25 protein-coding genes and 1 tRNA gene are annotated in these 24,693 nt (G+C 64.1%); 7 read left to right on the forward strand and 19 right to left on the reverse strand.

Going from position 1 to position 24,693, the window contains the following annotated elements; genetic code table 11:
• Positions 1-14: 14 nt before the first annotated feature.
• Both BFX80_RS00755 and BFX80_RS00760 read left to right on the forward strand, forming a co-directional pair.
• Positions 15-899, forward strand: a complete 885-nt coding sequence (locus tag BFX80_RS00755; protein ID WP_077373366.1) for a sugar nucleotide-binding protein — start codon at positions 15-17, stop codon at positions 897-899.
• 18 nt (positions 900-917) lie between these two features.
• A complete protein-coding gene (locus BFX80_RS00760) occupies positions 918-1,679 on the forward strand; it encodes a lysophospholipid acyltransferase family protein (protein ID WP_240499633.1) in 762 nt (253 codons plus the stop codon).
• Between the two features lie 129 nt (positions 1,680-1,808).
• On the opposite strand, the gene fabB is transcribed toward BFX80_RS00760, so the two are convergent.
• Positions 1,809-3,026 (reverse strand): beta-ketoacyl-ACP synthase I, encoded by a 1,218-nt coding sequence (gene fabB, locus BFX80_RS00765; RefSeq protein WP_077373369.1) that lies wholly within the window; start codon positions 3,024-3,026, stop codon positions 1,809-1,811.
• 13 nt (positions 3,027-3,039) lie between these two features.
• Positions 3,040-3,555: a 3-hydroxyacyl-[acyl-carrier-protein] dehydratase FabA gene (gene fabA / locus BFX80_RS00770; protein ID WP_077373372.1), complete on the reverse strand. Its 516-nt coding sequence runs from the start codon at positions 3,553-3,555 to the stop codon at positions 3,040-3,042.
• 305 nt (positions 3,556-3,860) lie between these two features.
• On the opposite strand from fabA, the gene BFX80_RS00775 reads away from it, so the two are divergent.
• A complete protein-coding gene (locus BFX80_RS00775; RefSeq protein WP_084207748.1) occupies positions 3,861-5,699 on the forward strand; it encodes a putative bifunctional diguanylate cyclase/phosphodiesterase in 1,839 nt (612 codons plus the stop codon).
• 21 nt (positions 5,700-5,720) lie between these two features.
• On the opposite strand, the gene BFX80_RS00780 is transcribed toward BFX80_RS00775, so the two are convergent.
• The 11 genes from BFX80_RS00780 to BFX80_RS00825 form a co-directional block, all read right to left on the reverse strand.
• Positions 5,721-6,245, reverse strand: a complete 525-nt coding sequence (locus BFX80_RS00780) for a DUF2878 domain-containing protein (RefSeq protein ID WP_084207749.1) — start codon at positions 6,243-6,245, stop codon at positions 5,721-5,723.
• A 2-nt stretch (positions 6,246-6,247) separates the two neighbouring features.
• The gene (locus BFX80_RS00785; protein WP_077373381.1) at positions 6,248-7,531 is read right to left on the reverse strand and encodes an SAM-dependent methyltransferase; all 1,284 of its coding nucleotides are present in this window, start codon (positions 7,529-7,531) and stop codon (positions 6,248-6,250) included.
• Positions 7,532-7,541: 10 nt separating this feature from the next.
• The gene (locus tag BFX80_RS00790) at positions 7,542-8,372 is read right to left on the reverse strand and encodes a DUF1365 domain-containing protein (RefSeq protein WP_077373383.1); all 831 of its coding nucleotides are present in this window, start codon (positions 8,370-8,372) and stop codon (positions 7,542-7,544) included.
• Positions 8,369-9,715: an NAD(P)/FAD-dependent oxidoreductase gene (locus BFX80_RS00795; protein ID WP_084207750.1), complete on the reverse strand. Its 1,347-nt coding sequence runs from the start codon at positions 9,713-9,715 to the stop codon at positions 8,369-8,371. Before BFX80_RS00795 ends, BFX80_RS00790 begins: the two co-directional genes overlap by 4 nt.
• 74 nt (positions 9,716-9,789) lie before the next feature.
• Complete coding sequence (locus BFX80_RS00800) at positions 9,790-10,590, reverse strand: SDR family NAD(P)-dependent oxidoreductase (RefSeq protein WP_084207751.1); 801 nt, start codon at positions 10,588-10,590, stop codon at positions 9,790-9,792.
• 86 nt (positions 10,591-10,676) lie between these two features.
• On the reverse strand, positions 10,677-11,180 hold the full coding sequence (locus BFX80_RS00805) for a nuclear transport factor 2 family protein (RefSeq protein ID WP_240499634.1): 504 nt from the start codon (positions 11,178-11,180) through the stop codon (positions 10,677-10,679).
• 68 nt (positions 11,181-11,248) lie between these two features.
• A complete protein-coding gene (phrB, locus tag BFX80_RS00810) occupies positions 11,249-12,799 on the reverse strand; it encodes a deoxyribodipyrimidine photo-lyase (RefSeq protein ID WP_084207752.1) in 1,551 nt (516 codons plus the stop codon).
• A 51-nt stretch (positions 12,800-12,850) separates the two neighbouring features.
• Positions 12,851-13,762 carry a MerR family transcriptional regulator gene (locus tag BFX80_RS00815; protein WP_077373395.1) on the reverse strand — a complete coding sequence of 304 codons (912 nt, stop codon included), beginning with the start codon at positions 13,760-13,762 and terminating at the stop codon, positions 12,851-12,853.
• Between the two features lie 272 nt (positions 13,763-14,034).
• Positions 14,035-14,421, reverse strand: coding sequence for a sirohydrochlorin chelatase (locus BFX80_RS00820; RefSeq protein WP_084207753.1), 387 nt, complete (start codon positions 14,419-14,421; stop codon positions 14,035-14,037).
• Between the two features lie 52 nt (positions 14,422-14,473).
• A complete protein-coding gene (locus BFX80_RS18260; protein ID WP_157109509.1) occupies positions 14,474-14,863 on the reverse strand; it encodes an FAD-dependent oxidoreductase in 390 nt (129 codons plus the stop codon).
• Complete coding sequence (locus tag BFX80_RS00825; protein ID WP_167592953.1) at positions 14,800-15,624, reverse strand: NAD(P)/FAD-dependent oxidoreductase; 825 nt, start codon at positions 15,622-15,624, stop codon at positions 14,800-14,802. The genes BFX80_RS18260 and BFX80_RS00825 overlap by 64 nt, the downstream gene beginning before the upstream one ends.
• Before the next feature lie 159 nt (positions 15,625-15,783).
• Here BFX80_RS00825 and BFX80_RS00830 point away from each other — a divergent pair, with 159 nt between their 5' ends.
• On the forward strand, positions 15,784-16,716 hold the full coding sequence (locus BFX80_RS00830; RefSeq protein WP_084207755.1) for a TIGR01777 family oxidoreductase: 933 nt from the start codon (positions 15,784-15,786) through the stop codon (positions 16,714-16,716).
• A 65-nt stretch (positions 16,717-16,781) separates the two neighbouring features.
• Here BFX80_RS00830 and BFX80_RS00835 read toward each other — a convergent pair whose 3' ends face one another.
• From BFX80_RS00835 to BFX80_RS00845, 3 genes are all read right to left on the reverse strand, one after another.
• Positions 16,782-17,546 (reverse strand): pseudouridine synthase, encoded by a 765-nt coding sequence (locus tag BFX80_RS00835; protein ID WP_077373403.1) that lies wholly within the window; start codon positions 17,544-17,546, stop codon positions 16,782-16,784.
• 149 nt (positions 17,547-17,695) lie between these two features.
• Positions 17,696-20,638, reverse strand: coding sequence for an RNA polymerase-associated protein RapA (gene rapA / locus BFX80_RS00840; RefSeq protein ID WP_077373406.1), 2,943 nt, complete (start codon positions 20,636-20,638; stop codon positions 17,696-17,698).
• Between the two features lie 183 nt (positions 20,639-20,821).
• On the reverse strand, positions 20,822-21,679 hold the full coding sequence (locus tag BFX80_RS00845; RefSeq protein WP_084207756.1) for a TlpA disulfide reductase family protein: 858 nt from the start codon (positions 21,677-21,679) through the stop codon (positions 20,822-20,824).
• Between the two features lie 178 nt (positions 21,680-21,857).
• On the opposite strand from BFX80_RS00845, the gene BFX80_RS00850 reads away from it, so the two are divergent.
• On the forward strand, positions 21,858-22,118 hold the full coding sequence (locus BFX80_RS00850; RefSeq protein ID WP_077373412.1) for a hypothetical protein: 261 nt from the start codon (positions 21,858-21,860) through the stop codon (positions 22,116-22,118).
• A 14-nt stretch (positions 22,119-22,132) separates the two neighbouring features.
• Here the strand turns inward: BFX80_RS00850 and BFX80_RS00855 are convergent, their stop codons facing one another.
• From BFX80_RS00855 to ispB, 3 genes are all read right to left on the reverse strand, one after another.
• Positions 22,133-22,363, reverse strand: a complete 231-nt coding sequence (locus tag BFX80_RS00855) for a hypothetical protein (protein WP_084207757.1) — start codon at positions 22,361-22,363, stop codon at positions 22,133-22,135.
• Between the two features lie 122 nt (positions 22,364-22,485).
• Positions 22,486-22,562 (reverse strand) — tRNA-Pro (locus BFX80_RS00860).
• A gap of 201 nt (positions 22,563-22,763) precedes the next feature.
• Entirely contained in the window at positions 22,764-23,753 is a 990-nt protein-coding gene (gene ispB / locus BFX80_RS00865; RefSeq protein ID WP_084209569.1) for an octaprenyl diphosphate synthase, read from the reverse strand.
• Between the two features lie 283 nt (positions 23,754-24,036).
• Between ispB and rplU the strand changes: the two genes are divergently transcribed.
• A complete protein-coding gene (rplU, locus tag BFX80_RS00870; RefSeq protein WP_065392479.1) occupies positions 24,037-24,348 on the forward strand; it encodes a 50S ribosomal protein L21 in 312 nt (103 codons plus the stop codon).
• A 33-nt stretch (positions 24,349-24,381) separates the two neighbouring features.
• On the forward strand, positions 24,382-24,639 hold the full coding sequence (gene rpmA / locus BFX80_RS00875) for a 50S ribosomal protein L27 (protein WP_043335969.1): 258 nt from the start codon (positions 24,382-24,384) through the stop codon (positions 24,637-24,639).
• The last annotated feature ends 54 nt before the right edge of the window (positions 24,640-24,693 follow it).

The following is a 24,693-nucleotide window of genomic DNA, read 5'->3' on the forward strand; positions in this document are numbered from 1 at the left end:
GCCGGAGTGTGCCTGTGAAACTCTTGCTGCTGGATGCCGGGCATTGCCTGAGCCTCGGCCTGGCCCGAGTGGCCAACACCCGTACGGATCTCGAGCTTCAAGTGCTCGATGCCGTGCGTATCGACGCCAGTGATATTCGCTCGCATCGCGCGGATGTGGTGATCGTGCCTCCCTTCGTCAGTCCTGCGGACTCGGCACCGGCAGACGTCACGGCGCATGCCGAGCACGTGGAAGCCGTGCTGGCGGCCTGTGTCGAGACAGACACGCCGCTGGTGTGGTGCGTGGCGGACCAGATGTTCGAGCAGGGCGGGGAAGGCTTGCTCGATGAGGAAGAGGTGCCGTCCCCCATCGATACGGCATTGCGTCGGGTCATCGCCACGGGCGACCGTATCCGCGCCGAATTGCCGAGCCATCTGATCGTGCGTCTCGGGCCGTTGTTCGGCCCCGATGGCCGTGATGCCTGGCTGCCGACGCTGATCGAGTCGTTGCTCGCGGGTCAGGAAGTCCGCGCTGCGGAAGACGTCATCCTGTGCCCGACCAGTGTCGACGCCGTGGCCATGGCGCTGGTCGGCATGCTGCAACAGCAACGTTGCGGTGCGGGTTCCTGGGGCGCCTATCATCTGGCGGGTACCGAGCCTGTCAGCAGTTACGCCTTCATCAGCGTGGTGCGGACTCAGCTGATCACTCGGCTCGAGGGGATCGGGGAGGAGGTATCACCCGGCCCGATCAAGGCGTTGACGCTCAACTCGGGAACTCCGCTGCGCCGAGTGCTCAACTGTCGACGAGTGCTGGAGACCTTCGGGGTGCATCAGAAACCCTGGCGGCTGGAGCTGTCCCGCCTGCTGGACGATTGGGTGGCACAGCGCACCCCGGTGACCTCACCTCAAGAGGATGTCTGACGTGCGGAGATCTTTACTGTGAATGCACTGCGTAGTGTGTTGTTTTACTTCGGTTATTTCATGGCGTTGCTGCTCAGTGCCCTGGTGCTGGTACCCGTGGCAGCCTGCTTGCCGCTCAAGGCACGTTATCGCGTTCTGCATAGTTACAACCACCTTGTGCTCTGGTGGTTCCGTCTTACCTGTGGCGTCAGGGTAGAGGTCAGCGGACGTGAGCAGCTGCCCGAAGGGGCATGCGTTCTGCTCTCCAACCACCAGAGTGAGTGGGAAACCATCTATCTGCAGGTGGTCAAGCGGCCGCTGTGCACCGTGCTCAAGCAGGAGTTGCTCAAGATTCCCGTCTTCGGTTGGGGGCTCAAGCTGCTTGAGCCGATTCCGCTGGACCGCAAGCAGCCCGCCAAGGCGCTCAAGCAGGTGTTGAGCGTGGGAACGCAGCGGCTCAAGGATGGCTTCACGGTGCTGATCTTCCCGGAAGGGACGCGCCTGGCACCGGGGACGCGCAAGAAATTCAACAAGTCAGGTGCCGCGATTGCCTGTCGTGCTGGAGTGCCGGTCGTCCCGGTGGCCCACAATGCAGGCGAGATCTGGCCCAATGACAGCTGGATCAAGCGTTCTGGCACCCTGCATGTCGTCTTCGGGCCTGCGATCGAGACCACCGGCCGCAAGCCGGATGCGGTGATCGCGGATGTCGAGGGGTGGGTGGAAGACACCTTGCAGCGGATATCCCGCACTCCACGTCCGCCACTCGAGGAAAAGGCACCGGCAGACAGCGTGGGCGTCTGAGCGCTCCGATTGGAGGAAGTCGGGCGGTGAAGTGATGTGAAAGCCAGCCGATAGCTCGCTACCAGCAAAAAGGCCGCCCCATGGGGCGGCCTTTTCGTGTCATGCATCACCGGTCAGAGATTCATGATCTCAGTCCTGGAAGCGCTCCAGGATCAGACAGGCGTTGGTGCCACCGAAGCCGAAGCTGTTGGAGAGCACACGCTCGATCTTTACGCCATCACGGCGAGTGGTGACGATATCGAGGCCGTCGGCGCGTTCATCCAGTTCGCTGACGTTGGCGGAGGCGGCAATGAAGTCGTTCTCCATCATCAGCAGCGAGTAGATGGCTTCCTGCACGCCAGTGGCGCCCAGAGAGTGGCCGGTCAGCGACTTGGTGGAGCTCATCGCCGGGCTGTCCGCACCGAAGACTTCCTGGATGGCCTTGAGTTCGGCGACATCACCCACTGGCGTCGAGGTGCCGTGAGTATTGATGTAGTCGATCTTGCCGTTCACGGTTGCCATCGCCTGACGCATGCAGCGTGCGGCGCCTTCACCGGACGGTGCCACCATGTCGTGGCCGTCTGACGTTGCGCCGTAGCCTGTCACTTCGGCGTAGATCTTGGCGCCACGTGCCTTGGCGTGCTCCAGCTCTTCCAGTACCAGCATGCCGCCACCGCCAGCGATGACGAAGCCGTCACGGGTGGTGTCGTACGGACGAGACGCGGTTTCCGGCGAGTCGTTGTAACTGGTGGAGAGCGCGCCCATGGCATCGAACAGGCAGGACAGTGTCCAGTGTTCTTCTTCACCGCCGCCAGCGAAGACCACGTCCTGCTTGTTCAGCTGGATCTGCTCGACAGCGCTGCCGATGCAGTGAGCCGATGTCGCACAGGCCGAGGAGATCGAGTAGTTGATGCCCTTGATCTTGAACGGCGTGGCCAGGCACGCGGAGACGGTGGAGCCCATGGTGCGGGTGACGCGGTACGGTCCGACGCGGCGCAGGCCCTTGGCGCGCATGATGTCAGCGGCCTCGACCTGGTTGGCGGAAGATGCGCCACCGGAACCGGCGATCAGGCCGGTACGCTCGTTGGAGACCTGCTCCGGGCTCAGGCCGGAATCAGCGATCGCCTGCTCCATGGAGATGTAGGCATACGCCGCGGCATCTCCCATGAAACGCAGTTGCTTGCGATCGATATGGTCTTCGAGGTTGATGTCGACTACGCCCGCGACCTGGCTGCGGAAGCCAAGCTCGGCGTATTCCTCTTTGCGGCGGATACCGGAACGTCCCTCTTGGAGGGATTCCAGGACCTGCTGGCGATCATTGCCCAGGCAGGAAACAATGCCCAGCCCGGTGACTACCACTCTACGCATGGGAGCCTCCCGTTCAGAAGTTCGCAGTGGAGGTGAACAGACCGACGCGCAGGTCGTTGGCCTGATAGATGTCGCGGCCATCAACGGTGACTGTGCCATCGGCGATGCCGAGGATCAGCTTGCGAGTGATGACCCGCTTGATGTTGATGGTGTAGGTCACCTTCTTGGCGGTCGGCAGGACCTGACCGGAGAATTTCACTTCTCCGCAGCCCAGCGCACGACCGCGGCCCGGGTTGCCAAGCCAGCCGAGGTGGAATCCGACCAGTTGCCACATGGCATCGAGGCCCAGGCAGCCCGGCATGACCGGATCGCCCGGGAAGTGGCAGTCGAAGAACCACAGGTCCGGAGTGATATCGAGCTCAGCGATCAACTGCCCCTTGCCGTGGCTACCGCCTTCCTCACTGATGTGAGTGATGCGATCCAGCATCAGCATGTTGGGAGCAGGCAGTTGCGCATTGCCCGGGCCGAAGAGTTCGCCCTGGCCGCAGGCCAGCAGCTCGTCGCGAGTAAAGGAGTGTTGCTTGGTCACTGAGTCATTCCGAGTAGCGGGATGGTTATGCCGTACGGGGCGTAACAACGCCCGAATGGGGCTAGTCTAATGGCTGGCCCCACTGAATGCACGTGGGGGGCAGACTAAAGGGCACCATGGGGCGGTGCAAATATCTGCTTCAGCTTTTGGCGTGCCAGTCGATAAGACGATGGGTGTCAGCGGGCTGGCATGACATTTCCGTGGAGAATGGGCAGCATTGGTGCGCGGGCCAGCCTGGCTGTGAAGTGGCCATTTGCATGATGAAACCGTGTAGTGGATATCGTCATCTCGACCGAGGGTCCGGTATGTGGCCGAATGCTTCCTTCAATCGCCCCCTCATCTGGGGGGGAGTCATTGCTCTGTGCCTGATGCCGTGGCTGCCAGGCCTCGAACTGCGACTGTGCGCGCTGATACCGGTCATCCTGGCAGGCGCGGACATCCTGCGGTTGATGCGCCGACTGCATCTGCGGCGCGAGTTGCTGGAGGCGGCCGTGCACCTCAGCAGCGATGGACTCCTGATCAGTGATAGTCAGAACAAGGTATTGGCGGTGAATGCCGCCTTCAGTCGGATCACCGGCTACGCGCCGGAGGAGATCATCGGGCGCAACCCCTCCCTGCTGTCCTCGGGTCGCCATGACGAGGACTTCTATCGCCGCTATTGGCAGGCCCTGGCGGTGCATGGCTATTGGGAGGGCGAGGTCTGGAACCGGCGCAAGCAGGGCGATGAGTACCCTGAGTGGCTGAGGGCGCGACGCATGGAGCGCGCAGGAGAGGTGTTCCACATCGCGCTGTTCTCGGATATCTCGCGCCACAAGGCGCGGGAGGAAGACCTGCAGCGCATCGGGCTGGAGGACACTCTGACCGGCCTGCCCAATCGACGTCGTCTGAGTGACCTGATGGTGAGTCGTCTGGGCAGCTTGCGGGCCGGTGAAGCCCTGGACCTGGCGCTGATCGACATCGACGCCCTCAAGAGCATCAACGACTCGCTGGGCACCGAGGGGGGAGACCGTCTGCTCAAGCTGTTCGCGCGGCGCCTCACGGAGCTGGCACGCGGCGGTGTCGCAGGACGCATCGGCGGTGACGAGTTCGTGATTCTGCGAACCACGGCGGGGGGAGACCACGGTGAGTGGATCGAAGAGCTGCGCTCGACGCTGACCCAGCCACTGGAAGTGGACGATCAGATTCTCCACCTGGCGCTCTCGATCGGCAGCTGTCGTGCACCGGAGGACGGGCGTGATCCCGAAGTGGTGATGCAGCGCCTGGAAAGCGCGCTCTACGCCGCCAAGCGCCACGGTCGCAATATCGACATGCGCTTCCAGCCGGCGCTGGACTCCGGTGCCGATCTCCAGCTGGGATTGGCCAACGATCTACGGGCAGCGCTCGAGAGCCATGGCCAGTTGCAGCTGCACTACCAGTGTCAGCATCAGGCCAGTACCGGCAAGGTGAGCAGTGTCGAGGCGCTGCTGCGCTGGCAGCATCCATTGCGTGGGCCGGTGTCACCTGCTGACTTCGTCCCGCTGGCCGAGCGCCATGGCCTGATGCTGCGACTGGGCAACTGGGTGCTGCGCGAGGCCGTGCAGCAGCAGGCGAACTGGCGACGTGCGGGACACCGCCTGTGCATCTGGGTGAATGTCTCGGCACTGCAGCTGATACAGGGCAATTTCGAGGCCTCGCTGGCCGCGCTGCTGCTGGAGTATGACGTGCCGGCGGACAGCATCGGCCTGGAATTGACCGAATCGGTGTTGCTGGATGAGCGCGCCGGTGACATCTCGCGCCGGCTGGCGACCCTGCGCAGCAGAGGCCACCAGATCGCGGTGGATGATTTCGGGACCGGCTATTCGTCGCTGTCCTATCTGAAGGATCTGCCAGTGGACAAGCTCAAGCTGGATCGCGCCTTCATTCGCAGCTTGCCGGGGGAGCGCTCCGATGCGGCCATCACCATGGCGGTATTGGCGATGGCCAAGGGGCTGGGCATGGAGATGATCGCGGAGGGTGTCGAGACGGCAGAGCAGCGTGAGTACCTGGTATCGCACGGTTGTGGCTGGATTCAGGGCTTCTACTTCTCCCGTCCCGCGCCGGCGGCGGACGTCATCGAGCGTCTCAATGGCTATGAATCCGGCCAGTTGTCCATGGCCATGGCCTGAAGCCGCCTCGATGCACGGACATCATGTGCCTGGCTGGGCCAGCTTCCAGCGCGAGATGGCCAGGCATAGCCCGCCCCAGATGAGGGCCTGTGCCGGCAACAGCCAATCGGCGAGCGTGACGTCAGCGAGCTGAGCGCCGCCGTAATAGGACAGGGGCGCGCTTGTCGCCCCGCCGATGGCGGCGAGCCATGGGCGCTGCCATAGCCAGTGCAATGCATGATGTACGGTACTGGCGAACAACGGCCACAGGCACCACATCCACACGGGCAGCGGCAGCCAGTGTGTCCAGTCCGGCGCGGTGGCTGGCAGCGAGTAGCCACCGGCCAGGGTCAGACCGCCGTCCACCACCATGCCCAGTGCCAGAAAGCCCCCCAGCCATCGCAGCTCTCGTGCGCGCCGGGCCTGTGGGACGACCCAGCCCAGATGCGCGGCCAGAATGAGCGGGGTGACCAGCAGTGCGACCCAGGCGCCCCCCAGCACGCAGCTGAACCAGCCAAGCTGAAACAGCCCGGCATTCAGCAGTGGGGTGATGCGTGGAGAGCGCACGTTCAGGCGTTCCAGTCCTTGAGTCCCATCTGCACCGGGCGGGCGCCAGGGCCTCCCAGCAGCAGCTGACAGGTGCCGATGGTGCGCTCCCGGAAGCCCCCTTCACAGTAGGCCAGGTAGTAGCGCCACATCCGCACGAAGCGTTCGTCATACCCCTGTGCATAGACATCGTCGAGGCGTGCCTCGAAACGCTGCCCCCACGCCTTGAGCGTGGCCGCGTAATGCAGGCCGATATCCTCGAGTGTCAGCAGGTTCAGCTGGGTATCACGTTGCATGGCACCCAGTATGGCGCCATGTGAGGGCAGGAAGCCGCCCGGGAAGATGTAGCGCTTGATGAAATCCATCTCGCGGCTGGCGGCCGCGAAACGCTGATCACGGATCGTGATGGCCTGCAGGGCGATCAGGCCTTCGGGCTTGAGGAGTCGCTCGAGAGTCTTCAGGTAGGTCGGCAGATACTGATGCCCGACCGCCTCGATCATCTCCACCGAGACGATACGGTCGAAGCGGCCTTCGAGGGCACGATAATCCTGCTTGAGCAGCGTGATGCGATCTTCCAGTCCTTCCTCGGCGATGCGTGCCGCCGTATAGGCATGCTGCTCATCGGAGATGGTGGTGGTGGTCACGTGACAGCCGCGCGTTCGGGCAGCATGGATGGCAAGGCCGCCCCAGCCGGTACCGATCTCCAGCAGATGATGCTGTGGCCCCAGCTCCAGCAGGTCGAACAGTCGCTCCAGCTTGTGCGTCGAGGCTTCCTCGAGGTCTGCTTCGGGATGCGGAAAGACCGCCGCGGAGTACATGCGGTGCTCGCGATCGAGGAACAGCGCGAAGAGGTCGTTGCCAAGATCGTAGTGCGCCGAGATATTGCGCTTCGAGCCCGCCAGGGTATTGCGCGCCAGCGCGTAGGCGACACTCAGCGCCCACTTGGAAAGGCGCGATGTCCCGCTGTCCACCGAGTCATTGACCTGTTCCAGATTGAAGGCGAACAGACGCACCAGCCCCACCAGATCATCCGTCTCCCACTGACCGTCCATGTAGGCTTCCGCCGCCGCGACGGTGCCCCCCAGTGCCATGCGCCGCCAGGCGCGCGAATCGTGGATGCGCAGCGTGATGTCACGTGGCCCCCCTTGCCCCAGCACATGGCGCTCACGACCTTCCAGCACGGTCAGGCTGCCGCCCTCGAGTCTGTCGAGCATGCGCAGCAGCCGAGGGCGCAGCAGGCGGGTCAGGCGGTCATCGTGACGGGGGATTGCCACCGGACTGGGGGGAACGGGTTCAAACTGGCTCATGGTGATGTCCTCATGACGGATGCCGAGTCTCTGGCTGAGGGCGCGGATGATCGAAGATCGGCACGCGCTTGAGCGCCAGACGCAGCGCCTCGTAATGGATGCCTGCCACGGTCTTGAGCGTCATCCACGGGAAGCGCAGCAGCAGGCGGGTCATGGCGCGTGGAGTCGCGGGTTCCAGATGCAGGCTCAGGCTGGCATCGAAGAGTGATTCCCCGGGCTTGCGTGTCACTTCCTCGCCCAGTGGATGATTTTCCATGTGCAACAGGAGCTCATCGTTGCTGGGGTCATTGAAGCGCCAGTGATAGCGCATGCCCATCGGCATGAAGGGCGAGACATGCAGGCGCTTGTCGAAATGCGCCGAATGCATGCGCCGTCGCGAATCGGTGCGCGAGGCATACAGCACACGCTCGCCCCAGGGAATGTTGGTCACCTCACCGAGCACGGCGCCCAACTGGCCCGTCGCGTGGTAGAGGTAATAGAGTCGGATCGGGTTGAAGCCCACCCCGAAATGCCGCAGCTGGGTCAGCAGGAAGATGCGGCCTTGCGGCAGGGGCGCATGATCGCCCGCCATGGCGAGCTCGCGTCGACAAGCCTCATGGACACGCTCGATCAATGGGCCATCCGTCAGACCGTGCAGGGCTGCCGGGAGATGGTCGCGTTCGCGAAAGGCCAGCGGTGCCGCCCGGCTGGCGCTTGCCAGACGCCGGCCTGCCATCAGGTCCGGCAGCTCATCCAGCGCCAGCCACGCCATCGCGACGCGATAGCGAAAGGCATGCTGGCGCGGCGCATGGCGGCGATGGCGCAGCGTGCCGTAGCCGATACGGCTGGCGGGCGCCTTCAATCGTCTGCCTCGCGGGCACCCAGTGCCTCGGCGACGCGCAATGCACTCCACACGCCATCTTCATGGAAGCCGTTGCGCCACCAGGCACCACAGAAATGGGTGCGTCCCACCGGGCCACCAGACCGTGGCGAGACACCGGAGATCTCCATGAAGCGCTGCTTGGCGGCCTCGGCCTCAAGCGTGAAGCGCGGGTGATCATAGGCGTAACGGCCCAGTACGAGGGCGGGGTCGATGGCATCGCTGTCGTTGAGCGTGATGCAGAAGGTCTCTCGAGGCGGATAGTCGCGCTCATCGAGGCGCTGCAGGATGTTCATGTCGTAGGTGACGCTGGCTCGCTGGGCGTCATCCCGGCCATCGAGACGGTAGTTCCAGCTCGCCCAGGCCTCACGGCGCCTGGGCAGCAGGGAGGTGTCGGTGTGCATCACCACGTCATTGCGCTGGGTCGTGATCGCCGAGAGCACGTCCTGCTCACAGGCGCTGGCGTCTTTCAGCAGAGCCAGTGCCTGAGGCGCATGACAGGCCAGCACCACCTGATCGAAGCGTTCGCAGCGCCCATCGACGTGCTCCAGTGTCACGCCGTCGACATCGCGCCGTATCTGGCGGATCTCGCTGTTGAGGTGAATGCGCTCGGCATAGCCCTCGGTCAGCGGGGCGATGTAGCTGCGTGACCCACCGATCAGCGTGAACCACTGGGGACGATCGTTGATCGACAGCAGGCCGTGATGGCGGAAGAAGCGCACGAAGAACTGCAGCGGGAAGCGCTCGATGTCCGCGATGCTGGCGGACCAGATCGCCGCGCCCATCGGCAGCAGATAATGCTCACGAAACACCTGCGAGTAGCCGTTGGCGTCGAGATAGCTGCCCAGGGTCGCGTCCTCGGCGAGCCTGCCGCTGTCCAGGTCCGCCGCGGCCTGCTGATTGAAGCGCAGGATGTCACGCAGCAGTCGATAGAAGCGCGGGCGCAACAGGTTGCGTTTCTGGGCGAACAACGACAGCAGCGTATGGCCGTTGTACTCGAAGTCCTCGGCGGTGGTGTGTACCGAGAAGCTCATCTCGGTGGGCTGATAGGCGACATCGAGACGCTCCAGCAGGCGCTGGAAGTGGGGATAGGTGCGGTCGTTGAAGACGATGAATCCGGTATCGATGGCCCATTCGCTGCCATCGGCGGTCTGCACGTCCATGGTCGCAGTGTGGCCGCCGAGACGCTCGGCCGACTCGAAGACATGCACCTCGTGGTGACGACTGAGGTAGTAGGCCGCTGCCATGCCGCTGATGCCGCTGCCGATGACGGCGATCCGCTGGCGGGGAAGAGGAGCTGTTGCCTGTGACGTCGTTGTATTCATGCCACTCCAGAGAAGGAAGACCTGCGATCAAGAAACATGCTGTTCGTGGCAGGCATCCGCCTGCCTGATGTCGGTCAATCTCGCGTCATGCGCAGTCCGATCTGGCGGCGCAATGTCGGCGGTAGAATGCCCAGCAGCTTCACCAGCAGCGTGAAGCGCCTGGGAAAGTGGATATCGAGCCGGTGACGCGCCAGCCCTGACACGATCGCCTCGACGGCCTGATCGACCGTGACCTGCATCGGCATCGGGAAGTCATTGCGCTCGGTCAGCGGTGTCTTAACGAAGCCCGGATGAATCACGCTGACATCGATCCCCTGGGCATCCAGGTCCAGCCGCAGCGACTCGAGGAAGTAGCTCACTGCAGCCTTGGAAGCCCCATAGGCTTCGGCGCGTGGCAGCGGCAGGTAGGCCGAGGCACTCGACACCGCCGCCAGCTGTGGCCGCTCTCCCCCCTGCGCGGCAGCCGTGCGAAGCAGGGGCAGCGCGCTCTCGATCACATCCACGGCTGCCTGGAAATTGGTGGCGAAGACTCGGTGAACCAGATCGGCCTCGAAATCACGTGCATCCAGATATTCGCAGGTACCTGCGTTGAGGAGCATCAGGTCGAGTCCACCGAAGTCTTCCTCGATCTGTCGTGCGGCCGTGCGGATGGCATCACGGTCGGTGAGATCCAGCGTGATCACCAGTGCATCACCGGGGCCTTGTTCGGCGTCGGCCGCGATGGCCTTCAGCTTGTCGGTGGAGCGTGCGCTCAGCACGACACGATGCCCATCGGCCAGCAGGCGACGTGCCAGCCCTTCACCGATCCCGGAGCTGGCACCGGTCAACCAGATGCGCTTGCGTGTCGTGGCTGGGGGCCTGGCTTGACTGGGCATTCTCTCTCCTTGGCGTGTTCGCCTGTCGCGATGAGCGCACCGCTTGACTGTCGGTGGGGGATGTCATCTGCGTGCCTGGGGGCACATCAGTCCATGCGTCGCTTGAGCAGCCTGATCACCTTGCCCAGCAACGGCACCTGCTCGTAGAGCAGCTCGCCGGCATCGAAGAAGTCACGGTGCCGACATACCTTGCCGTGTCGGAATTCGAGGCGTGAGGCACCTTCCACCACGATATCGCTGCCGCCGTTCAGGCGCGGATGGCGATAGGTCATCGTCCAGCTCAACCATGCCAGTCCCTGCTCCGCGCTCTCCCACGTGTCCTGTGCCTCAAGCGACGTGGCCGCCGGCTCTGGCCGAGTCGGGCCCAGCGGATGATGAAACACGAAATCAATCGATGAGACATTCGTGTACAACCCTGAGAAATACTGATTGAGCGCTTCCAGGCCCTGAGCTTCGTGCAGAGGGTCGCGAAAAACGACATCGTCACTATAGACTGATTTCAGCAGCTCTGTAGAGGTTTTGTCCAGCTTTTCGTAAAGGCGACAGACCCGAACCAGCGCCGGGCTCATCTCGGGGGGCAGCGATTGCATGGCTGTGCTCCTGACGTCGAGACAATGAAAAAGCGGCCCGCTGGAGATCAGCAGGCCGCCTGGCAGGGTCATTCGCTTCTGGTGAGCGCCTTGAAGGCATCGAGGGCTCGCTGGCGGGCGGCCTTGTGGTCGACGATCGGGCGCGGGTAGCCACAGGCATGGCAGTCGTCAGCCGTGGGCTGGTGACGACGCTTGGCGGGAAGGTCGGCCAGCTCAGGCACGAAGCTTGCGATGAAGTCGCCGTCCTTGTCGAAGCGTTGCCCCTGGGTGGTGGGGTTGAAGATGCGGAAATAGGGCGCGGCATCGGTGCCGGTCGAGGCGGCCCACTGCCAGCCGCCATTGTTGGCCCCCAATTCACCATCCACCAGGTGCGCCAGGAAGTAGGCCTCACCACGGCGCCAGTCGATCAACAGGTGCTTGGTGAGGAACATGGCCGTCACCATGCGCAGGCGATTGTGCATCCAGCCGGTCTCGACCAGCTGGCGCATGGCGGCATCGACGATGGGGTAGCCGGTACGCCCTTCGCACCAGGCGGCGAAGCCTGCGTCATCATCGCGCCATTGCAGGGCTTCGGTATGGCGCTGGAAGGGACGGTGGCGATTGACGCGCGGAAAGCCGACCAGGATGTGCTGGTAGAACTCGCGCCAGATCAGCTCGTTGACCCAGGTGGTCAGGCCGACATCACCGTCGGCGAGACTGCCGTTTTCCGCCAATACCGCCGCGTAGCACTGTCGAGCCGAGATCATGCCGAGCGCCAGATAGGGGGACAGTTCGCTGGTGCCGCGCGTGGCGGGCAGGTCGCGCTGCTCGTGGTAGCGGCGCGCCCGGAAGGTCATGAAGCGCTCCAGGCGCTCCTGGGCGGCATCCTCGCCGGCAGGCCATCGCTCCGCCTCCAGCGGCTCGCTCGGCCCATGTTCCACGTCGACGCTTAGCGTGTCGGGAAGCGCGGGAATGGCGTCTCCCGAAATCTCGCGTCCCTCGGCGTCTCGGGGCGCATCCTGCACCGCGGGAGCCTCATTGAGCGCCAGACGCCGCGCGTCGATCTCCTTGTGCCAGCGCTTGGAGAAGGGCGTGAAGACGCCGTAGTAATCGCCCTTGCCGGTCAGCAGTTCGCCGGGCGTGAAGGCGAGCATGTCAGTGTAGCGATGCAGGCGGATGTCGCTGTCGGCCAGGCGCGCGCGGACGAGTCTGTCGCGCTCGCGCTCATTGACGGCGTACTCGTCATTGAAGTGCAGCGCCTGGGCGCCAAGTTGCGTGCACAGCGTGGCCAGCGCTTCGGGCACTTCCGCGAAGGTGTCGCAGTCGAGGACCTTGAGCGGGATGTGATGGCCGGCGAGTGCCTGCTGCAGGACGTGCAGACCGCGACGCAGGAAGTCGAGCTTGTTGGCACCATGACCATGGGTCATCCACTGGGCATAGCAGGGGGTGACCACCGCCACCACCGGGCCGCGTGCGGCCGCTTGCGAGAGGGCGGTATTGTCATGCACGCGCAGGTCGCTTCGCAGCCACACGAGCTGCAGAGGCTGTCGGCTCGCGTCGGAGTCAGCCCCGGATTCGGTGTCCGTACCGGGAGACCGTGAGGCGGTGGAAGTGCGGGATGTGGGAGAAGGGGCAGGCATGAAAGCTCCTTTGCGGTCGGAAATGTGCATCGCGCAGGAGCTTCGGGGGGATCAACGAGCCAGCAAGGACCTCAGGCGGACCACCGCTTGAACGGGGTCGGCCCCGAGACCTTCCAGGGGCCCGTCCACCAGCTCCTGCTGGCGAATCTGGGCGGCCGGGCCAGCGATGGCCAACGGCACGGAGAGTTGTTCTGCCACCCGCGGCAACTGGCGGCGCATGACATCGCTGCGCTCGGCCTGAGTGCCGACCAGGATCACGGCCTGCGCCTGGAACCGCTCAGCGGCCAGTGGCAGCTCGGCCAGGGGCAGCGGGCCATCCAGCAGGCTGACGTGATAACCGGCATCGCTGGCGACCAGCGCCAGCAGCAGCAGCCAGCTCAACCCCGGTTCATCCGGCAGGCGCGTCAGAGTGATGTGCGGGGCATGGCGCTCCTGATTCGCGAACATCAGGCGGGCGCCGATACGTGAGCGCAGGAAGCTCTCGAGGAAACATTGTGCCAATCGGGCCCCGAAGGTCGTGGTGCCACGCTCCTCCAGCTGCTCGACCACCGGCTTCCACAGGCGTTCGACCACACTGTTGACCGGATACAGCGCCAGACTCTGGTTGTAGAGCTCCGCCAGCCGAGACTCATCCTGGGCGTCGATGGCGGCCATGATCAGTTGCTGCTGGCCGCCCCAGCTGCCTTCATCCGGCATCGGCGCCGTCTCTGGCTGGGGCTGATCCAGTAGCTCCCGCACCTGACTGACGGGCACGCCTCTGTTGAGCCACTGCAGGATGTGCTCGATGCGCTCGATGTCCTCGCGGGCATACAGGCGATGTCCCTTGGGCGTACGGCGCGGTTCGATCAACCCGTAGCGGCGCTCCCAGGCTCTCAACGTGACCGAATTGACGCCGGTCAGGCGTGAGACTTCACGGATCGGAAACAGGGGCGAGCTGGCAGTTTCCGTGGCCTTGTCAGTCATGGATGGTGTTACCTCTGCGGTGACGAGGCATCCCGGATGAAGCACGAAGAGGAACGAAGCACAGAAGTGGGAACTGAAGCATTCGAAGCGCTGCGGGATGCCGGCAATGCATCTTGTGCATTAGCTGTACATGTGGGGCTCAGGATGGCGCAGCCGCCTCGGCCTGACAAGTGGCATCACGCGTCAATTCACGTCGCATATTCGACGCGCAGGCCTGAAGGTGGCATCGCAGAGCCTTTCCGGTTCGCAGTCTCTCTCGGGTCATCGGGTCATCATGCGTTGTCCTGTTGCTCCACAATCTCGATCAAGGCCTCGACAAACGCTGGATGGGCACCCACCGGGTCCAGCAACGTGATCGGACAATCCGGATGCTGCTGGCGGGATGTCTCGAGCATGGCGGGGACGTCTTCGCGCAGATGGCGGCCCGCCGCAAAGAACAGCGGCAGGATGTCGATACGCGCCGCACCGTCCGCCGCCAGGGCGTCGATGGTGTCGGTCAGCAGCGGGTCACACAGCTCCATGTAGGCCAGACGTGTCGGGCGCTTCAGGCGACTGGCGAGCGAGGTCTCGAGTGCCTCGAAGGGCTCGCGCCAGCGTGGATCACGCGAGCCATGCGCCAGCAGGATCAAGGCATCATCCTGGTGTTCCGTCTTGCTCATGAGGGCTTCCTGTCATGGGGGGATCGTGGGTCAGTTCTCTGAACTCGCGGGCTCATGAGTTCAGCGCGTCAGCCAGTCGCTCTGCCGCTTCGCGTCCTGACAGCCAGGCATCTTCGACTCGCGGTCCTTTCAGTGCATCGCCCGCTAGGCTCAGACCGTGCTGGCTCATCGGCGAGGCGGGCATTGCCTGAGGTGCGCAGCGGGTCGGATGAGCATAGCGCCAGCGATGGGCCGTGAGCGATACCTTGTCTTCGCTCCAGTCCTCGCCAAGCGCCTGGATCTCGGGCAGTGCCGTGAAGGCTTGCCAGAGTGCCGCGCAGATGTCCTCAGGCGAGTCTTCCAGGTGAGTCTGGCTCCAGCCGGCGGTGGCCAGCAGGCTCAGGGTCTCGCGAGACCCCGAGGGGGCTGGCGGCCGGGGCGCGAATGCTGTCGCATCACGCAGCGCAGTGGGGCGTCATCTCCGCGACTGACCAGCAGCCCCTGCCAGTCCTCGATGCCTGCCAGGGCCGGCAGCGGTGTCTCCAATGCAGCCATCACGGTCCAGGTGGGTGCCATCTCGATCCGCGAGAGCAGGGCGCTCAGCTCAGGCGCCAGAGAGTGTGGAGTCTGTTGCGCCGAGGCCGGCACGTTGCCTTCAGCGTCGGTGCCGGCGTCATTCAGCAGAGCACGGGCCTGAGGGGCCGGGGCGGTGATCATCACATGATCAAAGGGACCATGCCGCTCGCCGTCCCGGTCCTCAAGCTGCCAGCGAACCTTGCCGCCCGCCGCTTCATCGTGGATCAGGCGTGTGATGCGCAGGCGAGTGTGCAGGGTGGCATTGGCCGGCAGCTCCTCGCTCAGGTGGCGGCTCAGGGCGCTCATGCGCGGACTGGCCACATAGCGGGCAGAATCATCGCGAAGCCGCTGCCATTCCTGCGTGTCAGACGCTGTCTTGCCCAGACGCAACAGCCTGTCACCCCAGGGGGCGACGATACCGTCTGCCCGCCATGTCTCGAGCGCTGACTGGAAGCGCGGATCACGCGCGGTGAAATACTGAGCGCCGATGTCGAGGGGGCCGTGGGGAGTGCGCCGACTGGCCAGACGACCGCCCGGGCCGCGTGCCTTCTCGAAGATCGTCACCGCGTGACCCTGCGCTGCCAGGTACGAAGCAGCAGAGAGACCGGCGATACCGGCACCGATGATGGCGATGGACGATACTGACATCAGGCAGGACTCCTGCTGGGGAAGATGGACTGGGAGGATGCAGCATGAAATGACGCCGGCATCCCTTGAAGTTAACTTCTTGTGCAGGATTGTACAATAAAGGTATAGATTCATGGCAAGAGTTGGCACACTCGATGCTTCATCGCCGAGGAGGACAGCATGCGAATCTTGATCACGGGGGCAACGGGATTTGTCGGGCAGGCACTCTGCCGCTCACTGTCCGCGGCCGGGCATGAGCTGGCAGTGGTGTCACGTCGTCCGGAGCGGGCCGAGCGGCAGTTCGCCGAACTGGGCATCACCCTGAAGGCGGCGGATTCGGCGCTGATGTTCAAGGACTGGCAGCCACAGGGCATCGTCAATCTGGCGGGGGAATCGATTGCCGGGAGGCGCTGGAGCGAGGATCACAAGCAAGAGCTGCGTCGCTCGCGGCTGGAAACCACCGAGCATCTGGTGCTGCTGTGTCAGCAACTGGCGGCTGAGGGGCAGGCTCCCCAGGTGATGGTATCCGGTTCGGCGATGGGCTATTACGGCGCGCAGCCCAAGGCGGGTGAGCCGGGTGATGTCGAGATCGACGAGCAGGCAACGCCTCACGATGACTTCAATCATCGCCTGTGTCGCGACTGGGAAGCGGCCGCCATGCCAGTCTCGGACTGTGGTGTTCGCCTGGCGATCATCCGCATCGGTCTGGTGATGGAAGCGGATGGCGGAACGCTCGCCAAGTTGTTGACGCCCTTCAAGTTCGGCTTGGGTGGGCGTCTCGGCGATGGCCGTCACTACATGCCGTGGATCCACCGCCATGATCTGATCCGCATCATCGAGCGTCTGCTGGAGGATGAGGACTTGAGTGGGGCCTTCAATGCCAGTGCACCGCATCCGGTCACCAACATGGGCTTTACCCACGCCTTGGCGCGCGGTCTGGGGCGCCCGGCGATCCTGCCGCTGCCGGCCAAGGCCCTCAAGCTGGGGCTGGGAGAGATGAGCACGCTATTGCTGGAGGGCGCCCGCATGGTGCCGGCGCGTCTGCTGGCCGCAGGCTTCACCTTCGACTACCCGACCCTCGACGTGGCCTTCGCCGACATTCTGAGAAAGTGAAGGCCTGGTCTGATGCTGCAGGACTTGCCCCTGGGGGCTAGAGCCTCTTGGCCAGAACCTGGCGGCTAGAACGGCAGCGGAGCGTTCAGCACCAGCGATGGCGCGTCGCTGCCTGTCGCTGACGGAATCACCAGCTGAGCGGCATGCAGCAGCAGGCGAGGGCTGGCATTCAGTGCCGCCCCGCGTGCATAGAAGCCATCACCGATGATGGGATGGCCGAGCGCCAGCATATGCAGGCGCAGCTGATGCGAGCGCCCGGTATGAGGTGTCAGCAGGACACGGCTGGCGGCGAGGGTCTGAGGCGAGCCATCCGGGCGCTGGCCATCGAGCATCAGGTGACGCTCGACTTGATAGTGCGTCAGTGCCGGTTTGCCATGGAGGAAGTCGACGATCTGCCGCGGTCTGCGCGGCCAGTCACAGCGCAGCGGCAGGGCGATGCTGCCCTCGTCGGGCGTGAGATGCCCTGCCACCACGGCCACGTAGCGTTTCTCGAGGGTGCGCGACTGGAAGAGGCGCGACAGCCGCCGCTGTCCCTCGACATTGCGCGCCACCAGCAGCACCCCGGAAGTTGCCACATCCAGCCGATGCACGGCACGGGTGTCCTCGCTCAACCGGCACAGGCGCGAATGGACGCTGTCGAAGCGTGAAGGGTCGCGGCCCGGTACCGAGGGCAGCTCGGCCGGCTTGTCGATCGCCCACCAGTCATCGCCTGCCGCCAGCAGCGTCAGCCCCACTCCCTCGACACGCGCGACCTCCTCGGCAAGGCGTTGTCCCTGCCAGCCATGCTCGGTCGTGGTATCGGGTCGGCTTTCTGGATGTGATGTCGCCATGACGGTGCTCTAGGGTGGTAGGGGTTGGTCGGTCAGGCCCAAGAATAACGCTTTCGGCGACTCACAATGAAAAGCGCCCCACTTGCCGATGGCAGGTGGGGCGCTTTTCTTGCGTCATTGGCAAGCCGTGACGTCACGTCGCGGGCAGATCAACGTTCGTGAGCATCCACGGTGACGATGACGCGCACGCTGTCCAGACGCAGACGCGTGGTCTCGATGGCGCCATCGAGAGCGGCACGCTCCTGGCGCAACGCTTCCAGCTCTTCCTCGCGCACCGACGGGTTGTGGCTGGCCAATGCTTCGAGGCGGGCGAGCTCAGCACTGAGCTGCTCACGCATCTGCTGCTGGGCCTGCTCGACGATGCTCGGCAGTTCGCGCTCGGCTTCCTGCTCGGCGTCGCTCATCAGCTTGCGCAGTGTCGCGTGGCTCTGCTTGATCAGATCACGCGCGACCGCCTTCTTGACCGGCTTGAGGTTCTTGGCCAGCCCGCCGAAGGAGACCTTGTCGGACAGGTTGCTGCCGTTTTCATCCAGCAGCACCCGGATGGCGGTCGGTGGCAGGAAGCGACCCAGGCGCAAGCCGCGCGGTGCGGTGGACTGGGTGCGGAACACCACTTCCGTCATCAGGCGACCGCCCGGGATCGCCGGGTGCTTGAGCAGTGCCAGCGCCGTGTTGCCCATGGAGCCATCGATGATGCGCACCAGCATCTCGCGGACCAGCGGGTGCTCCCACGACAGATGCTGGACATCTTCGCGTGACAGCGCCGTGGCGCGGTCGCTGGTGACGCTGAAGCCTTCCTCGCCCTTCACCAGCCCCGGCAGGCCGTCGAGCATGTGCGGGCCTGGTGCCAGGTAGGTGATGCCATCGCCGAGGTCACGGCTCTCGATGCCGAAGATGTCGAAGGCGCGCTCCAGGTAGCCCGGCAGCGCCTTGTCGTTGTCCAGTGTCTCGATGGCGGCGATGACTTCCGCGGCGCGCTCGTGACGACAGGCATTGAGTTCCAGCAGACGGTTGCGACCGGACTGGCGCTCGGCCTGCAGGGCGTCGAAGCGTTCGCGGGTCTGCTCGATGATGCTGTCGATCTCTTCGCTGTCGAGCAGGGCTTCTTCCAGCTCGTCACCGAATTGGGAATACAGCTCGCTGCCGATGCCGTGGGGCGCACTGAAGGCGTCCATGCCATCGCGGTACCAGCGCAGCAGCTGGGCGCCCGGTGAGCCTTCGAAGACCGGTACGTGGATCTCGATCGGGAATTGCTGGCCGATGCGGTCCAGACGCCCGATGCGCTGCTCGAGCTGGTCCGGATGCACCGGCAGGTCGAACATCACCAGGTGGTGGCAGAACTGGAAATTACGGCCTTCCGAGCCGATTTCCGAGCACACCAGCAGCTGCACGCCTTCTTCCTCGGAGGCAAAGGCGGCGGCGGCGCGATCACGCTCGACCAGGCTCATGCCCTCATGGAAGACCGGTGCATGCACACCGCCCAGCACGCGCAGACCTTCGGACAGCTCACGCGCGGTATCGGCGGTGTGACAGATCACCAGCGCCTTCTCGTTGCCGAGGTCGGTCAGGGTTTCCAGCAGCCACATGACGCGCGGGTCGATCTGCCACCAGGGCTCGGCGTTCATGCGGTCATCGGGCAGGGCGCGGTACATCTCGTCGAGGAACAGCACCACCTCGGGGTGGTTCATGCCGGTCTCGATCAGCAGGTCATCGAGGTAGTCCTCGTCACGCTCCAGCTTGCGCACCACACGCCGGTAGGAGGAGGGCAACTCCAGCTCGTGGACGTGCAGACGACGCTCGGGGAAGCCTTCGACGTGGGTGCGCGAGTTGCGGAACATCACGCGGCCAGTGCCGTGGCGGTCGAGCAGCTGGTCACGCAGCTGACGACGGGCGCTGTCGCGCTGGGCGTCATCGCTGTCGCTGTCCATCAGGGTCTCGAGCAGGGCGCGGCTGTCGCCGTCATCCAGCACGGCGGTCAGGCTGTCCAGGCCGCTGGTGTCAGTCGGCAGGGCGTCCAGGCTGTCGATGGCCGAGGCCACGGCGACGTAACCCTCTTCCTCGGCCTTGAAGCGCTCCAGGTCGTGGTAGCGCTCCGGGTCGAGCAGGCGCAGGCGCGCGAAGTGGCTCTCCAGCCCCATCTGCTCCGGCGTGGCGGTCAGCAGCAGCACACCGGCGGTCTGGCGAGCGAGTGATTCGACGCAGGCATAGCCCGGGCCGACCTTGTCTTCGCTCCAGTCGAGGTGGTGGGCTTCATCGACGATCAGCATGTCCCAGTCGCAGGCAGCAGCCTGGACCTGACGTGACGGATTGGCGAACAGCCAGTCCTGGCTGGCCAGAATGATCTGGTTGCCTTCGAAGGGGTTGCGCGTGCCGTGGGCCTTGCATTGCTCTTCATCGAGCAGCGAGACATCCAGCGCGAAGCGGCGCAGCATCTCGACCAGCCACTGGTGGGTCAGGCTCGCCGGTACCAGGATCAGGGCGCGACGGGCACGACCGCTGAGCAGCAGGCGATGCAGGATCAGGCCGGCTTCGATGGTCTTGCCCAGGCCGACTTCATCGGCCAGCAGCACGCGCGGTGCGTGACGGCGCGAGACCTCATCGGCGATGTACAGCTGGTGCGGTACCAGGTCGACCTTGGGGCCGGACAGGCCCAGCGCGGGGCTCTGCTCGACACGATGGAAGTGGCGCAGGGTGCGGTAACGCAGGTCGAACCAGTCATTGCGGTCGACCTGGCCGGTCAGCAGGCGGTCACGGGCCTGGTTGAACTGCATCTTGTCGTTGAGGCGTGCCTCGGGAAGCTCGAGCAGCTCGCCGGCGCTTTCGCCTTCACGTTCACAGATGTAGAGGATCTGGCCGCGCACTTCCTTGGAGTCATCGACGATCAGCCATTCGCCATCGTCGGACTGGATGCGGTCGCCATTGCCGAAGGCGACTCGGGTCAGGGGCGCCTCGCGGAGGCTGTAGGTGCGGGTTTCTTCGCTGGCGGCAAAGAGGACGGTAACCGTGCGGAAATCGACATTGAGGATCGTGCCAAGGCCGAGATCGGCCTCACCATCACTGATCCAGCGCTGACCGGGAATGAAGTCGCTCATGATGCCTCGGGGTAGGACAAAGACGGGAATCGGGAATACAGGGGCGCGGTATCTTACCGGATCACGCGCCGTGGCTTAAGCGCCTTTTGTCCTTGTGAGGCGTCTTTGTCCTCTCGTGTCGTCACTGGGCGTGGTGCACCCATGGCATGAGGCCTTCTCTCATGATTTGGGGGAGGGTGTCCGTCACGATCCAGACGGGGGCATCAGCGCCTGCAGCTGGGCGCGGCTCAACTCGCCGATGTGGCGTTCGATCAGGCGGCCTTCGCCATCGAATATCAGGGTGGCGGGCAGGCCCTGTGCGTCGGCGAGCCCCATCAGCTGCATGGCGGGGTCCAGCAGGGCGTATTCCAGCGTGAGTCGCTCACTCTTGAGGAAACGAGTGACCGCGAGCGCCTGTTCGCCCTGATTGGCCAGCACCACGGTGACATCCGGCCGGGCGTCCACCTCGGCCAGCAGCGGCATCTCCCGGCGGCAGGGCGGGCACCAGGTAGCCCACAGATTGACGATCACGCGCTGATTGCGGACCTCATCCAGCAACACCGGGCGACGATCCAGATGATGCAGGGTGATCGACGGCATGCGCTCGATGGAATGCGTGCTGCCCAGCGGGTCGAGCTGCTTGAGGCCGAGGAAAGCGGTCAGGCCCAGAGTCAGACTGCCCAGCGCGATGACCTGGCGAATCACGCCATGCCGGCGCAGCAGCCACAGGCTGGCCAGGGTCGCGGCCAGCATGCCGCCGAGCAGGTGGTAGCCCGGTTGCCACAGCTTGAGAATATCCAGCGGTGTCTGCTGATAACTTGCCCAGTGCAGGGCGACGTAAGTGAGGCGCGCACCGATCACCCAGCTGACCAGCATGCGATTGAACCAGCGCGAGGGGCTCAGCGGTGAAGAGTCGTGAGCGGGCGCGGTCGTGCCCCTGGCGTGCATGCGCGCCAGTAGACGAATCAGCAGCGAGAACTCGATCAGCATCACCAGGGCTGCCACGAAGGCATAGAGGCGTTCGACGGAAATCAGGGCAGGGCCCAGAGCGATGGCATCCATGCGGTTATCCTTTGGCGGTGTCCGGGAAGGGGCATTCGGGTCAGCACTACCTGTCGAGCGGCGCTTGGCCGGCGCTGCAGTCGTGAGGCTCGAGTATGCGATAATCGACGGACTTCGACATCCACGCCTCGCGCGCTGAGCATTGCTCTGGCGCCGAGGACGCTCCAGGGATATCCCCATGCTTTCACATCATTATGACCGTAGCCGTGCGATCGCCGTTGCCAGTCAGGCCGCCGGCCTTATCGCCATCGTCGCGCTGGAAACCTGGCTGGGGGATGCCGCCCGCCCGTGGCAGGGGCTGGTGTTCGCCCTGATGCTTGCCTGTGGACTAGGGTTGGCGCTGCGCAGTTACTACCTCAAGCAAAAGGCCCGCCGCGACCGAGAACGTGCTGGTCGCGAGCGGGCCCGCAAGGCGAGTGACACCTGGATGTCCGATTGACGCAGGTGAGCGACTCAGTAGCTCTGCAGTCGGTAGCCTTCACGCTCCATGCAGTACTTCAGCAGCGTCTGCTTCTCGTTGTCTGACTTGTCCGTCAGGCCAAGTTCGTACTGGCAGCCGGCCCAGGTGTTGTGAGCCTCCGTGCTGTTGGCACCGGGCTTCTCCCATTGGGTACGGGTGGAGGCGTAGGCGGAGAGCAGGGAGGTGAGCAGCAGGGACAGCATGGCAAGGCGCAGTGTGTGCATGTGGCATCCTGAGGGATGTAAGGCATTGGAGGGGAGTTCGTCACTGGGCAACATCAGCCGCAGGAAAACCTTCCAGCATCAAAAAAGCCGCTGATCAGTGATCAGCGGCTTTTTCAGATATCTGGTCGGAGTAGCAGGATTCGAACCTACGACCTCTGCCTCCCGAAGGCAGCGCTCTACCAAGCTGAGCTATACTCCGATGCGTCGTGAGCTTGTCTCGACGGAGGTGAATTATACGCAGACAGCTTTGCTTTGCAAGCCCTTGAGGTCAAAAAGTTTTATCGATGTCTCAAGGGGCAATTCGGCTGTCGAGAAGCGCGCTTCTCTTCACCTCATCCTGCCGGTGCTTCTCGTCACGTTTTCCTGCTGGTGGTCTGTCTCCCCGTGGCTGAAAGGGGGATCAGGCCTGACGGCCGACACTCAACAGCGCGATGCGTTCGAGGCTGTCGCGGAAGTCACTCTCCGGCAGCGCCTCGAGTTCCGCCAGGGCGTTGTCGGCCATTTCCTGCGCGCGACTGCGGGTATAGTCGAGGCCGCCGGTGAGGCGCACGACTTCCAGTACCTCGTCGAGTTGCTCCAGTCCGCCCTTCTCGATGGCGCCACGTACCAGGCTGGCCTGCGCCGGGCTTCCGACCTGCATGGCGCGAATCAACGGCAGGGTCGGCTTGCCCTCGGCCAGGTCATCACCGACATTCTTGCCCATGGTCTCGGCGTCGCCCTGATAGTCGAGCAGGTCATCGATGAGCTGGAAGGCGAGGCCCAGGTAGCGGCCATAGTTCTGCAGCGCGCTGACCTGTGCCGCCGTGACGGTGCCATCTGCTTCCTGGGCGAGTATCGCCCCGGCATGCGCGGCCGCCTCGAACAGCATGGCGGTCTTGCCGTGGATGGTCTCGAAGTAGGCGGCTTCATCGATGTCGGCATTGCCGATGTTGGTCAGCTGCAGGACCTCGCCTTCGGCGATGGTGCAGGTGGCGGCGGAGAGAATCGCCATCACGTCCATCGAGCCGACTTCCACCATCATCTGGAAAGAGCGGGAATAGAGGAAGTCACCGACCAGCACGGAGGGCGCATTGCCCCAGGTGTCATTGGCGGTGGAGCGACCGCGACGCAGACTGGACTCGTCGACGACATCATCGTGCAGCAGTGTCGAGGTGTGCATGAACTCGATCAGTGCGGCCAGGTTGATGTGGCGATCACCCTGATAGCCGAGTGCGCGGGCTGCCAGCAGCACCAGGACCGGGCGCAGGCGCTTGCCACCACTCTGGATGATGTACTGACCGATGGTCTGGACCAGCGGCACGCGCGACTCGAGCTGCGCGAGAATGGTGCGGTCTACGGCGGCGAAGTCATCTGCCACTGCCGCGTGAAGGGTCGATGCGTCGGCTTGCATGAGGTCGTCGTGCCCGTAGCGAGAGGTGAGGCCGCCGTGGCGTGCCATTTGCCGGTTATGCTATGGGGCACCCCTATGGCCGTCAAGGCGTGCACCCGCGCAGGGATGCAGGCTGGCGGCGGGTCGGGCGTGTGCATCTTGACATTGCTTGTCGATCGCGGCACGCGGCGCTATAATACGCGGCCGTGACTCATCCCGCTCCCTGTCAGATGGCTCCAGAAGGGGCGCCACTCGCAGCAGGCCACCCAAGAGCACACCCTTGATGAGTTCGATGGAGAGAATCATGTACGCAGTTATCAAGAGCGGTGGCAAGCAGTACCGCGTTCAGGAAGGCCAGACCCTGAAGCTCGAGAAGCTTGAAGTCGCCACTGGCGAAACTATCCAGTTCGACGAAGTCCTGATGGTCGCTGAAGGCGACGACATCAAGGTCGGCGCTCCGCTGGTTGAAGGTGCCAAGGTTGCTGCCGAGGTCGTGTCTCACGGCCGTGGCGACAAGGTCACCATCATCAAGTTCCGTCGCCGGAAGCACTCCATGCGTCGTGCGGGCCACCGTCAGTGGTTCACCGAAGTCAAGATCACTGGTATCTCTGCGTAATTGCAGCGCTACCCACCATAGGAGAATTATCCAATGGCACATAAGAAGGCGGCGGGCTCTACCCGCAACGGTCGCGATTCTGAATCCAAGCGCCTTGGTGTGAAGCTGTTCGGTGGCCAAGCGGCTATCGCCGGCAACATCATCGTGCGTCAGCGCGGCACCCGTTTCCACGCCGGTACTGGCGTTGGCATCGGCAAGGACCACACTCTCTTCGCTCTGGCCGACGGCCACGTGAAGTTCGAGACCAAGGGTCCGAAGAACCGCAAGTTCGTCAGCATCGTTTCTGCCTGAAACGTCTGACAGCTTACGCAGACTGGACGATGCCCCGGTATCGTATGACGGTCT

Source organism: Cobetia marina, from assembly GCF_001720485.1.
Classification (GTDB): Bacteria; Pseudomonadota; Gammaproteobacteria; order Pseudomonadales; family Halomonadaceae; genus Cobetia; species Cobetia marina.